Source organism: Yoonia sp. R2-816, from assembly GCF_046762905.1.
Classification (GTDB): Bacteria; Pseudomonadota; Alphaproteobacteria; order Rhodobacterales; family Rhodobacteraceae; genus Yoonia.
Genome location: NZ_JBKQXN010000352.1, coordinates 180,627 through 193,292 on the forward strand (window position 1 = coordinate 180,627; position 12,666 = coordinate 193,292).

Genomic DNA, 12,666 nt, shown 5'->3' on the forward strand with positions numbered 1-12,666 from the left:
GGCCCTAAATGCCCGAGAGATAACAACCGCGAGGCGCAGGCTTCGCAAAAGGAAGGACAATTATGAAACTCGCAGGGAAAACCGCTATCGTGACCGGAGGGGGCCGTGACATCGGTGCCGCCGTTGCGATCAAGCTCGCGTCAGAAGGCGCAAGCGTCGCCATCAACTACTACTCGAGTTCCGAAGGGGCCGAGGCCACCGTGGCCCAGATCAAGGTGGCTGGGGGTCGCGCCATCGCCATGCAGGGTGATTTGAACCTGAAAGCAGACGTCGATGCGCTGGTGTCCAAGACGGTTGAGACCTTTGGCGGCGTGGACATTCTGGTCAACAACGCCGGTGGCTTGATCGCGCGCAAGACGATTGCCGAGATGTCCCTCGACCACTGGGAAGCGGTGATGCGCCTGAACCTGACCAGCACCTTTCTGATGACGCAAGCCTGTCTTACCACGATGTCATCCGGTGCCATCGTCAATCTTGCCAGCCAGGCGGGCCGCGATGGCGGCGGGCCGGGCGCCGTCGCCTATGCAACATCCAAGGGCGCGGTAATGACCATGACCCGCGGATTGGCCAAGGAACTTGGCCCCGACATCCGGGTCAATGCGCTGTGTCCCGGCATGATCGACACCGATTTCCACAATGTCCACACCCCGGACGCCGGTCGGCGCGGCTTTGAGGCAAACGCCCCCCTGAAGCGTCAGGGACATGTGGACGATGCGGCCAATCTGGTGCTGTTTCTGGCCTGCGATGACAGCGCCTTTATCACCGGGACCAACATCGATCTGAATGGCGGCATTCTCTTTTCGTGAGAGGAGGGGACGGAACATCGTCTCGATTTCCAATTGTGACGACGGGCGAAGTCGTCACGCGTCAGGTGTTGTCGGATCATCCTGACCTTATGGTTGTGGCGTTCCGCTTTGCCGCGTCCGGTGCCATTGGGGCACTGCATTCTCATCCCCATGTCGAGGCGACCTATGTCGAAAGCGGGCACTTCCGGTTCATCCTCGGCGACAGGGAAGAAGCATTTGAAGCTGGCGACAGCTTTGTCATCCCCTCCGGCCAGACGCATGACTGCGTGTGTCTGGTGCCGGGTACGTTGATTGATAGCTTCACTCCGCGTCGCGACGACTTTCTGTAACGGCCATGCGGTTTCTGGCGATAGGCAATGCATGGTGGAACTCGCACCCCCCGAGCGGGACGGCGATTTCAGCCTCGGGTTCGCTGGCGATACCTTCAATAAGGCCTGGTATCTGGCCCAGACAGCGCCGGACATGTTGGTCGCCTAAAGTCCGCAAAGAGGGCTGCGAACGCAGCATCCTCAATGTCGATCGAAGATCCGGTATGGGCCGGTCCTCACCCTCGAAAGCCAAAGCCGATCAGTCTGATACTGCGCTGCCTCTGATGTCTGCTTCGAGCCCAGAGTGTTGAATGCTGCGCGGCTCAGGAATGGCTGCTTTTGAATTTTGGTCGAAATTTTTTACCTGAGAAAGTAACCGCGCAGCTGAGTGCAAGTCATTGAATGCGAGGGGCAGGTCCATCCTTCGACGCAATAGTAATGTCTGCTCTTGCAATCAGTTTTGTCTCAGCGCGTATCTCAAGACGTCAGTCAGCAGACCTTTCGTCCAAAGGAAATGTCGGATGCGGCACGTTCCTGTAGCCCAGTGACGAGTAATTGAGCGTACATAACGCACCGCTATCGCAGACGATGATGCGCCCCGCGATAGGTGCGAAAGCCGCCCGAAAGTGCTGCATCGATTTCAATGCGACAACAGATTTCTTCGCCGGATCAATCCCGAAAGCTTCAAACTGCCTGAGGTCCAACATCTGGTGCGCAATGCTGACGATCAGGATGTCGATGCCGCCAACTTCGAGCACTGCCGTCGCGCCAAAGCTGCGCTCTAATCCACCCAATATAGGTCCAGTCCCGACGACACGGCCATCCCCGGCCCATTTGACAATGCCCGTCACGTTAAGTGGCCCGCCGCCCAGTTCCGGCGCCGTTGTGCCGCCAATGTTCAGTGTGATCGGACTTCCTTTGGTTTTGGTGCCAAGGAACGTGGCAGCGACCGGGTCGACTAATGGCCCGAAACACGCGTTCTTGATGTCGCTCTCAATTAAGGCAGCAAGCAGCGCCGTTGCATCCCCGTATGCCCCCGAGCCGGGATTGTCGGCATAGTCAGCAATGACCAGCGGACCTGCGTCGCCGTTCCATTGCCTGGCGGCAACCGCAGCCTGGGTACTGGTCAGGTAGGTATTCAGGGTCTCGTGACGACGGTTCCAGATGTCGTCCGCCAGTGTCTCGGCAATCAGACGATGGGCTGCGGTGTCTTCGTCGCATGTGACCAGAACCGTTGGGCCGACTTCGGCGATATCCGCACAAGGGAATGCGCCGTTGATGCTGATGGCATAAACCCCTTTGCGCGTTTCAAAGGCACGCGCAAGCGCATGGCGTTCGATCATTGGGCCCATATCTGTGCGACCTCCGTTGGCTTCTTCCAGCATGGGCCGGCGCGCGCGCTGCGTTCTGGGCTGAATATCACCTGACATTGTGCGCTGCAAAAGCTCCGCCACCCGGCGCCCGGTCGCGCGGATATCAACATGCGGGTAGGTGGTGAAAGAGACTAGGATTTGAGCCAGATCACACATCGCTTTGGTCACGTTGGCATGTGGGTCAAGCGTGACGGCGATTGGCAGGTCCGGGCCCACAATGGCACGCAGACGGCGCAGGATTTCTCCTTCGCCGTCGTCACAAAAGTCGGTGACCATTGCGCCATGAAGGATCAGAAATATGCCGTCCCAATCACGATGTGCCGCATTGATCAGCGGCTTTGTCAGCGTCTCGAAGGCTTCGCGTGTGACAACGCCACCCGGTCCAGCGGCAGCGCTGATGACATGGGTTATGTCCCAGTCATAGTCGCGACCCGTGTCCAGTAGTCCGGCAAGCTCGGTATTTTGTTCACCTCGCGCCGCGACAGCCTGATCACCGTCCAACAGGAAACGGTCATAGAAGCATTGCAGGGTTGTCGGATGAATATTGAACGTGTTTGTCTCGTGAGATATTTCGGCGCTTAATACTTTGAAGCCCACTGATCGTATCCTTCATGGCAGCAACGTGTTCTGTGGTTGGACTGGCATAAGCACAATCAGGGCTTGGCCGCAGTTTTGTCGGACCCTGCTGCACCAACGTGACCCGTGAATTTGCCATAAAGCCGAGCGATCTTGTTCATGCGGGCTTCGACCTCGGGACCCAGTTCCATGAACACGCCGTTGACTAAAAGATTGGCAAGACTGGCCATCTGAGCAGTGGATTCCCAAAATAGGTTGAAGGACGTGGGCACGACAAATCTTTCATCCGCAACGTTATGACCCCAATCGCAATATGGGTCCGTAATCAGCGTCACGGGAATGCCAGCGGCGTGCGCTTCTTGTGCCAATAACCGGGCCTGACGGGAATAACGGCGCGCTTCGAACATGACCAAGGCCGTGTCGGTATCATCCATCGCCAGCACATCGGCAAAATTGCCGCTTGCCAGATCGACCAAATGCACCCCATCGCGTAGATATTGAAGTTGATTAACGAAAATCTGCGCGATGCCTCGCTCTGTCTGGAAACCGACGACAAAGACCGACTTAGCCCGCGCCAGACGCTTGACCACCCTGTCCCATTCCGGCGTATGCGTGGTTTCGTAGACGGCGACGAGTGCGGCCATCTCCAGTTCCAGACCGCGAGTCAGTTGATCCTCGCCTGCCTTGGTGCGTTCCTGCAGATCCCGCAACCGGTCGCCGATCAACCAGGGCTGGTCACCCATGTCGTTGCGCAAATTGTTCTTGAGGTCCTTGAAACCTTCATAGCCAATAGAACGGCAAAACCGACCAACGGTCGGCTCGCTTACCTCGACCTTGGCGGCCAGACTTGCAGCAGTCTCGAAAGGAAGGTTACCAAGTTCGGCCAGCATATAGGTTGCTATCGCGCGGTCCGCCTTTGATGCAGATGCTGCGGCTTGACTAAGGCGGTCGCGCAGAGATTTTGTCATTCTGCCTCCACTATCATCGGGAAAATTTGGTAGCGTAACTTGCGGAAAGTCAATTGTTTCTGGTTTCCTTACGATATCTCAATGGACCGGGCATTAGCGCAGCCGATGCGGTGAAAGGCCTTCTACGAGCGATGTTTTGTCAGCCACCGATCGGTTGAAACAAAGGTCAGCTGTTATGACACCCAAAGCTGGCGCCATCATGATGCCATATCCGCCTTGACCCGCTAGCCAGAAGAAGCCCGACACGTCCGGGTCAAACCCGACAACCGGGGCGTCATCCGCCACAAAGCTGCGCAAGCCGGCCCAGCTGTGTTCGATCTTGGTGACTTCGATGGTTGTTTCCTGCTGGATCCTGTCCGCGAGGACCGCAATGTCCATGTCATCGGCCCAGGCGTCGTGCGGGTCGGTTGCTGTCGCATCGCCTGGTGACGCCATCAGCTTGCCCGCGTCAGGTTTGATGTATGCGCCAAAGCCCGCAAAATCGACCAACGGCATCGCACCGCAGTCAAGCCCGTCTGGCCCGTTTATGATGATGGCAGTGCGCCGCTTGGGCACCAGACCGATGCTGCGCGCGCCAGCCATCGTGCCGATTTCGTCGGCCCAGGCGCCGCCTGCATTAATGATCGTTGCGGCAACGAATTGATCATCCTTGGTCTGGATGCGCCAAGCCCCTGATTGATACGAGAGGTTGCTTACCGGCTGTGATGTCAGCGTTTTAGCACCGTGTGCCTTCGCGCCTTTCAGATATCCAAGATGAAGATTGGCGACATCGATGTCGGTGGCGTTGGCCTCATACACGGCGCGGCTGATGCGCTCTGGTCGCAGAAACGGTACCATTGCAACGGCGTCCGTTGGATCGATCGAACAGACCTCCTCGTCGGGCTCGGACATGGACAGCAGCGCGTCCAACTTACCCTGATGCTCTGGCATTGCGACCGTCAGCGCACCACGGGGCGATAACAAAGGTCTGTCGCAAAAGGCGACAGGTGGTGACCTGAAAAATGCCTCGCTGGCCTTATTGACTTGCCGCACGACGGGTCCGCCGTAGTTGCGCGTAAACAGCGCCGCGGACCTGCCCGTGCTGTGGTAACCCATGGTTTGCTCTGCTTCGAGCAGCAGGACGGTCCCTGCATCGGCAAGCCCATAAGCCGCTGACGCGCCCGATATTCCGCCGCCGATTACAAGAAAATCATAGATCAAAAATTCGACCTCTTGGACGGCGCGGGATGCGACAAAGACTGGTTTTGCTACAAGGCGCTCATTATTGATACATTGCAAGAAAAACGTAATATATTGACTCCTTGCAAGTTTTATTACCTACTTTTTTCAGTTGCTGGGGATTCCTGATGTCAAAGCCATTGCGCGAACGTCCGACCGGGGCCGCGCTGTCTGTTCGAGCAACGGATACTGCGCGCGAAATCTCAGACTGTTTTGTTTACGACCAACAAGGAGACGACGAATGAGGAAGATACTATTATCCAGTGCCGCATTGACAGCCATTGGAGGGATGGCGCTGGCAAATTGTCCTGCCGTGACCGTGTCGGATCCGATGGGCGTCGCCGCTGGCGCGTTCCCGCAACAGTATGAGCTGAGCGAATTCCAGAGCCTCGCAAATTGCGATCTGGGAATGTCCGAAAACCCGGATATCGCGGCATTGAACGCGCGCATTCGGGGCAACCCGGATTTGCCTGCTTTGGCGGATCGCCTACCTGCCGAGCCGCTTGTCGTCGCGCCATATGATGAAATTGGAAAATACGGCGGTGTCTTCAATGCGCTGTCCAACGCGACAGAGGCTGGGACGTCAGACTTCATGTCAGTGCGCCATGTCAATTTGGTACGCTATGCCGATGATCTGACGACAATCGTGCCAAATGTCGCCAAGAGCTGGTCCTGGAATGATGACTTCACTCAGCTGACCTTTGTTTTGCGCGAAGGCCACAGATGGTCCGATGGTCAGCCGTTCGGCGCTGAAGACGTCGAATTCTGGTACGAAAATCTGGCCCTTGATCCGAATGTGATCGAAAGCCCGAAAGACTATGTCCTTGCGGGCGGTGAGCCGATGACAGTCGATGTGATTGACGCGCAAACCGTGCGTTTCAACATGCCATCGCCAAAGCCGGGGTTCCTGTCTCACTTTGCCAGCCACTACGCGCAGGGTTTTCAGCCGAAGCATTTCCTGGGGCAATATCACCCCGCGATCAATCCCGATGCCGATGAGCTTGCGCAATCGCTTGGCTTTGAAGGTGGCTACGATCTGGTCAGGGCCTACTACGGCAGTTCGGACTGGATGGACACACCAACACCGATGTTGGCCCATCCTGACAAGGTCGCAAACCTGCCACTGAATGCGGCACCCACTTTGGAAAGCCACATCGTTATTGCTGAAAGCACGGAGGGGCGCCAATATGTTACCAACCCGTACTATTACATGGTCGACACGGCCGGTAATCAGCTGCCCTATATCAACGAGATGGACGAGATTTTTGTTGGCGAAAGCGAAGTGCGTCTGCTGATGCTGATGAACGGCGAAGTCGACTACAAGGCGCAGGCCTTGCAGGTGGATTACGTCCCGCTGTTGCTGGAAAATCAGGAAACTGCCGGTTTTGTAGTCGATCTGAAGCCTGAAATCACCATGCCCACCATCGCGTTCAACGTAACCTCTGAGGATCTGGAGAAGCGCAAGGTTTTTGGTGACCTAAGGTTCCGTCAAGCCATGTCAGTCGCGATCAACCGCGACGAAATCAACGAAGTTGCCTTGTTTGGTCTTGGTGCGCCGCAGCAGTATATCGGTTTCTCACCAACACCTGATTTTATCACGCCAGAATGGGAACAGCACTACGCGCAATTCGATGCTGAGCTGGCACGGTCATTGCTGGACGAAATCGGCGTCGTTGACCTTGACGGCGACGGGATGCGCGAATTGCCGAATGGGGATCCATTGACACTGAACTTGCAGGTGGCCACGCAAGGGATATCGATCAATATCGTAGAACTTGTTGGGCAAAACTGGCGTGATGTCGGCATCAACAACACCGTCAAAGAGGTGACGACAGACGAATATCGTTCGTCACAATCGTCGAACCAGTTGGACGTGTCCCTGTTCGAGAAAAGCGTGCCGTTATCCGTTGTACTTGGCAACGCCGAAATCTTCATTCCTCCGTTCGACAATTATTTCAACATGCGCACTGCGATGCTTTGGGGTGAATATGTGGAATCTGATGGTACCGCGGGTGTGGAACCGCCAGACTACGTCAAACAGATGATGGAAGATGTCAGGGCGTTTCAGGCTACACCGGTTGGCACGCCTGAATCCGACGCGCTTGCGCTGCGGTTAGTTGAAAACATGACGGGCAATCTGCTTTTCATTGGTACGGTCAAAGGGCAGCAACCGATCTATCGCAACGCCGCACTGAAAAATTTCACACAGTTCAGAACCGCGTCATATGCTTTTTATCGGACATATCCTTATCGACCTTCACAGTGGTTTCTTGACGAATAAGCCATTGCCGGACGTCAAATAACCGTTTCGGGCTGCTGATGTGGCCCGAAGCCCAAAACAACAGCGCCTAAAGGGGCGTATAATACGCAAGGGCGTGTCAGACAGATGGTCCAGTTTCTACGCTTCGCGACAATCCGTTTTGGCCTTGCTGTTTTCACGCTCTGTCTGGTGTCCTTCATCGTTTTTTCGCTGATGGAACTGGTGCCGGGGGACTGTGCTGAGCGCTACCTTGCATTCAAGAACTCGCAAGGCGCCCAGATTTCCATCGCTGATATTGAGGCGGAGCGTGTCCGGCTGGGTCTGGACCGACCTTATCTGGAACGCTGGACAAGCTGGATTCTGAATGCATTTCGGGGCGAGTTTGGCGAAAGCTGCATTCTGCGTCTGGATATCAACCAATTGCTAGGTCAAAAGGTTTGGCTCAGCGTCGGTATCTGCCTCGGTTCGTTGCTGCTGGCCTATGCCATCGCCATTCCGGTCGGCATCATCGCCGCCACATCGCGTAACCCGTTCCTGAACAACAGTCTGCGTCTGGTCAGCTATCTGGGGCTTGCGCTGCCGAACTTTCTGCTCGCGCTGATCATCATGCTGTTTTCGACCGTCATGTTCGGGAACAGTCTGACCGGGCTCTTCTCACCCGAATTTCGAGACGCGCCATGGGACTGGGCGCGGGTCAAGGATTTCCTTGGCCACGTCTGGTTGCCAGTGTTCATTCTGGGCTGGTCCGCCACCGCGTTTGCGATCCAGACCGTCCGAGCGCTGATGTCGGATGAAATCAGCAAGCTATACGTAACTGCGGCGTCCGCGCGTGGCGTGTCGGGGCGCAGGTTGCTGCTGCGCTATCCTGCACGACACGCGCTGAGCCCGATCATCAATTCGCTTGGTTTCGATCTGAACCGTATTTTCAACGAGTTGCCAATCGTGGCCCTGATTCTGACGCTGACCGAGGCGGGATCATTGCTGATCGAAGCATTGGCGCGGTCAAACGATCAGCAGCTTGCGGGCGCAATCATCTTTTTCCTGACGGGAAGTATCGTCGCTATCAACTTCATCACGGATATTGTGCTGGCGCTGGTCGATCCCCGCATACGTCATAGCATTTTGGGATAAATGACATGAGTGACACCAATATTTATGACGCATCCGTCGACCAAAGCGCCAAGGATGCCTATTTCACCGCCTCGCAAAGCCAGCTGATCTGGACCCGTTTCAAGAAACAAAAAGCAGCGATGGTCGGGGCCTGGGTTCTGGTGATCCTGATCCTGTCGGGCATGTTCGCGCCATTCCTGACGCCCTATGATCCGACCATTGCCGGTCGCGACAAGGATTATCTGAACGGCGCGCCGACCATTCCTCAGTTCTGTGATGAGAATGGCTGCTCTCTCCGTCCGTTCATTTACACACACGAACGCGAACGCTCGATCGACACGAATTTCCGCTGGGTGACCACCGAAAACAAGGACAAGCGGCGCTATGTCGAATTCTTTGTTCAGGGTAGCGAATACCAGCTTATGTTCATGACCTTTTCGACCCATCTTTTTGGCGTGGATGAAGGGTTCATCCACCTTTTCGGCACAGATTCCACCGGCAAAGACATCTTTTCGCGCACCTTTCATGCGATCAACACCTCCATGGCCGTGGGCACGATAGGCGTGTTCCTGGCCTTCGTGCTGGCCCTGATCATCGGAGGGATATCGGGCTATTATGGTGGCTGGATCGACAGTTTCATCCAGATGGTGACTGACGCGGTCCGCACCATTCCGGCCATTCCGCTTTTCATGGCATTGGCCGCCTTCATCCCGGATACTTGGAGCGCCGAAGAGAGGTTCTTCTTCATCTCCGTCATATTGGGTTTCATCAGTTGGCCAACGCTTGCAAGGCGGGTGCGCACGCATCTGCTAACCGAGCGTAATCAGGAATATGTGCTTGCTGCCCAGCTTTGCGGCGCTTCATCGGGACATGTGATCCGAAAGCACCTGCTGCCCAGTTTCACCAGCTACATCATCGTCGATCTGGTCATTTCCTTTCCCTACATGGTGCTGTCAGAAACCGCGCTCAGCTTCATCGGTCTGGGCCTCAAGGACCCGGTCAATTCGCTTGGGGTGATGCTGCAAAACGTGACCAGCGCCGATGTTCTGCTGAATTACCAATGGTATTTCATTCCGGTGATCTTCTTCATCGTTCTCGTCATGGCCTTCGTGTTTGTGGGCGACGGCTTGCGCGATGCGGCTGACCCCTATGGGGACACCAAGAAATGAGCCGACTGATTGACGTCGAAAACCTGACCCTCCAATTCGATACCGACGAGGGACGGATCACGGCTGTGGACAACGTCTCGTTCAGCCTTGAGGCGGGAGAGGTGATGGGGCTGGTCGGCGAAAGCGGGTCAGGTAAGTCAGTTACCGCCAAATCCTTGATGAAGCTGAACCCGCGCAATGCGATCTATGGCCCCGATACGAATATCACACTGTATCTGGACGATGGCCCGGTTGATGTGATGTCGCTGCAAACCGACCACGACATGAAGATCGTGCGCGGTGGGTCCATATCGCTGATCTTTCAGGAACCGATGGCCAGCTTCGCTCCCGCCATTTCCATCGGCGACCAGATGGTCGAGCAATTGTTGATCCACACCAGCTTTTCACCGACGCAGGCCAAGGAACTGTCCATCGAAATGCTGGATCGGGTCGGGATATCGGACGCGAAAACCAGGTTCGGCCAATATGCGTTCGAGCTGTCGGGCGGGATGCGCCAGCGTGCGATGATTGCCATGGCCCTGTCGACCAAACCCAGGCTGCTGATTGCGGACGAACCGACAACAGCGCTGGATGTGACCATTCAGGCGCAAGTCATTGACCTGATGAAAGATATCGTGTCCGAGTTCGGAATGGGGATCATATTCATCACCCACGATCTGGGGGTCATTGCACAAACCGCCGACACGGTCGCGGTCATGTATTTGGGTCGGTTGGTGGAACATGGCAGCGTGCGGGATGTCATTCGCAGGCCTGCACATCCATACACACGCGGATTGCTGGCCGCGTTGCCGACCTTGGATGATATCGACGCCCCACTGACGCCGATCCCCGGCGATATCCCGTCGCCGCTAGAACGACCGTCAGGATGCGTCTACAACACCCGCTGCCAAGAGGTTCTGGGCCCACGATGCGCACGCGAGGTACCGGCATTTTCAAACGTCAGTGCAGATCACACAGCCGCCTGCCATCTTCATGACTCAGAAAGCGGTTCCCTGTGACAATGAAACCTTTGATCACGGCACAGGGTCTGTCAGTCCATTATGCATTGCGCGGCGGTCTGATCGGTCCTGCGCCCTTCGTGCGTGCGGTTGAAAACGTAACAATCGAAGTCGCACCGGGCAGTTTCTTTGGTTTGGTCGGTGAATCCGGGTCGGGCAAGACCACTCTTGGCCGCGCGATGCTGCGAGCCGCGCCTATTAGCAAGGGCGATGTTCTGTTTGACGACGGTGAGGTGGAATACTCCCTCAAGAACCTCGGCAAGAAGGATCTGAAGGACTACCGTAAACGGGCGCAGCTTATTTTTCAGGATCCCTATGCTGCGCTCAGCCCCCGCATGACGGTGCGCGACATTATTGCAGAACCGCTGGAGGTGATGGGGCTTACAAAATCACGCGCGGAAACCGACGATCGGGTGCGCGAAATCGCGGCAAAGTGTCGGCTGAATGTCGAACACCTGCGCCGGTTCCCGCACGCATTTTCCGGTGGCCAGCGACAGCGCATTTCTATCGCGCGCGCCTTGGTCTCGGGGCCAAAGTTTATCGTCGCCGATGAAAGCGTTGCCGCACTGGACGTGTCCATTCAAGCGGACGTGCTGAACCTGCTCAAAGCAATCCAGGAAGAAATGGGGCTGACATTCTTGTTCATCAGCCACGACCTAAGCGTCGTGGCCCATGTCTGCGACCACGTGGCAGTCATGTATCTAGGTCGTCTGGTGGAAACGGCTCCGACGCGGACATTGTTTTCTGCTCCGCGCCACCCTTACACAAAGGCATTGTTATCGGCGATCCCTTCGCTGGACCCTGATGACCGGGGCAAGGCGCAGAAACTCGAAGGGGAAATCCCTTCGCCTACCAACCCACCGCCAGGTTGCAAGTTCCAGACCCGCTGTCCGCATGCTATTGATCACTGCCGCGTGGAAGAACCGATCCTCGAGGCCGCCGGAACCGAGCACAATGTGGCATGTCACAAATGGCAGGAATTGAGCCACCGCAGCTGATTGCAGCACCAGCGCTTTCGCAGAAAGTCGTCTGCACATCCGCGCCGTCTCATCTCCGATCTGGGTGGCATCAAGCTGCCGGATATGCTGCCCGCGCCAACATTCCCGGCGGGCTGAAGAATGCGGTCAAGGCCACTCATGATCTGGACACAAAGGCAGGCCGCGCTTGGGTGTAGGCGGATGTCAATGTACCGCTGCCCGGGTGTGAAACGCTCTTCATTGTCGGTCCGTTTACGCTGTTTCTGAAAGCAGACGCCTGACGGGCTTTGTCTGCGCCGAGGCCAGCAAGGACCAAAAAGAGGTCGCGCTGTCAGATCGGACGCTGTTGCTGACCAACATCGAGGCGATGGTGGCCGGTCAGATCATGGTCACTCTGCAGGATGTCTCATCAGCTACTTCACCCGCGATCAGCTTGATTTCATCATCGACTCAAAAAAATCCGCATTCATCAGACGATACGTTCAATACAGGATACGCCGGGATCAATCTTCGGCGATGAGCTGGGCGGTGTCTTTGGCTCCAACCTGCGTCTGAATTGCGCGATCACCTGCGGGGTGCACGAGCGGATTTCCTCGCCCCGAATGACAAAGCCGCGGTTCCCGTGTAGCGGGGCGCGGTTGATCCGGCTAAACGGGTCGGCCGAAATCTGTAGCACAGCATTGCTTTGGACAACGGCGATGCCGGCATCCACATTACAAGCTGATGCGATGATTCGTTGGCTCAGGGTACTCAACGGTCCGGCAAGATTGATGCGCTCGCGCCCAGAAACCGCCGGATTTTCCCCGCCTGCGCACCAGATGCAACGGTCACCCTAAGCAATGGTGCAGCAACAAGTTGCACAATGCCGCTACGCCCGTCAGGCTTGTTTTCGCGGTCATCGTT

The 12,666-nt window shown here is 56.3% G+C and carries 11 protein-coding genes; 7 read left to right on the forward strand and 4 right to left on the reverse strand.

Annotated features, from left to right (window positions below):
• The first annotated feature begins 62 nt into the window (after positions 1 to 62).
• Positions 63 to 806 carry an SDR family NAD(P)-dependent oxidoreductase gene (locus tag ACFWW2_RS27415; RefSeq protein WP_393934007.1) on the forward strand — a complete coding sequence of 248 codons (744 nt, stop codon included), beginning with the start codon at positions 63 to 65 and terminating at the stop codon, positions 804 to 806.
• Between the two features lie 35 nt (positions 807 to 841).
• Positions 842 to 1,135 (forward strand): cupin domain-containing protein, encoded by a 294-nt coding sequence (locus ACFWW2_RS27420; RefSeq protein WP_393934009.1) that lies wholly within the window; start codon positions 842 to 844, stop codon positions 1,133 to 1,135.
• Positions 1,136 to 1,599: 464 nt separating this feature from the next.
• On the opposite strand, the gene ACFWW2_RS27425 is transcribed toward ACFWW2_RS27420, so the two are convergent.
• From ACFWW2_RS27425 to ACFWW2_RS27435, 3 genes are all read right to left on the reverse strand, one after another.
• A complete protein-coding gene (locus ACFWW2_RS27425) occupies positions 1,600 to 3,084 on the reverse strand; it encodes a M81 family metallopeptidase (RefSeq protein WP_393934011.1) in 1,485 nt (494 codons plus the stop codon).
• A 56-nt stretch (positions 3,085 to 3,140) separates the two neighbouring features.
• Positions 3,141 to 4,031: a MurR/RpiR family transcriptional regulator gene (locus ACFWW2_RS27430; RefSeq protein WP_393934013.1), complete on the reverse strand. Its 891-nt coding sequence runs from the start codon at positions 4,029 to 4,031 to the stop codon at positions 3,141 to 3,143.
• Between the two features lie 93 nt (positions 4,032 to 4,124).
• A complete protein-coding gene (locus ACFWW2_RS27435) occupies positions 4,125 to 5,231 on the reverse strand; it encodes an NAD(P)/FAD-dependent oxidoreductase (protein WP_393934015.1) in 1,107 nt (368 codons plus the stop codon).
• 259 nt (positions 5,232 to 5,490) lie between these two features.
• Here ACFWW2_RS27435 and ACFWW2_RS27440 point away from each other — a divergent pair, with 259 nt between their 5' ends.
• From ACFWW2_RS27440 to ACFWW2_RS27460, 5 genes are all read left to right on the forward strand, one after another.
• On the forward strand, positions 5,491 to 7,530 hold the full coding sequence (locus ACFWW2_RS27440; protein ID WP_393934017.1) for an ABC transporter substrate-binding protein: 2,040 nt from the start codon (positions 5,491 to 5,493) through the stop codon (positions 7,528 to 7,530).
• Positions 7,531 to 7,635: 105 nt separating this feature from the next.
• A complete protein-coding gene (locus tag ACFWW2_RS27445) occupies positions 7,636 to 8,640 on the forward strand; it encodes an ABC transporter permease (protein ID WP_393934019.1) in 1,005 nt (334 codons plus the stop codon).
• A 5-nt stretch (positions 8,641 to 8,645) separates the two neighbouring features.
• Complete coding sequence (locus ACFWW2_RS27450) at positions 8,646 to 9,788, forward strand: ABC transporter permease (protein WP_393934021.1); 1,143 nt, start codon at positions 8,646 to 8,648, stop codon at positions 9,786 to 9,788.
• Positions 9,785 to 10,786 (forward strand): ABC transporter ATP-binding protein, encoded by a 1,002-nt coding sequence (locus ACFWW2_RS27455; protein WP_393934023.1) that lies wholly within the window; start codon positions 9,785 to 9,787, stop codon positions 10,784 to 10,786. The genes ACFWW2_RS27450 and ACFWW2_RS27455 overlap by 4 nt, the downstream gene beginning before the upstream one ends.
• 2 nt (positions 10,787 to 10,788) lie before the next feature.
• The gene (locus ACFWW2_RS27460) at positions 10,789 to 11,784 is read left to right on the forward strand and encodes an ABC transporter ATP-binding protein (RefSeq protein WP_393934025.1); all 996 of its coding nucleotides are present in this window, start codon (positions 10,789 to 10,791) and stop codon (positions 11,782 to 11,784) included.
• Between the two features lie 448 nt (positions 11,785 to 12,232).
• Here ACFWW2_RS27460 and ACFWW2_RS27465 read toward each other — a convergent pair whose 3' ends face one another.
• Complete coding sequence (locus ACFWW2_RS27465) at positions 12,233 to 12,517, reverse strand: hypothetical protein (protein WP_393934027.1); 285 nt, start codon at positions 12,515 to 12,517, stop codon at positions 12,233 to 12,235.
• Between the last annotated feature and the right edge of the window lie 149 nt (positions 12,518 to 12,666).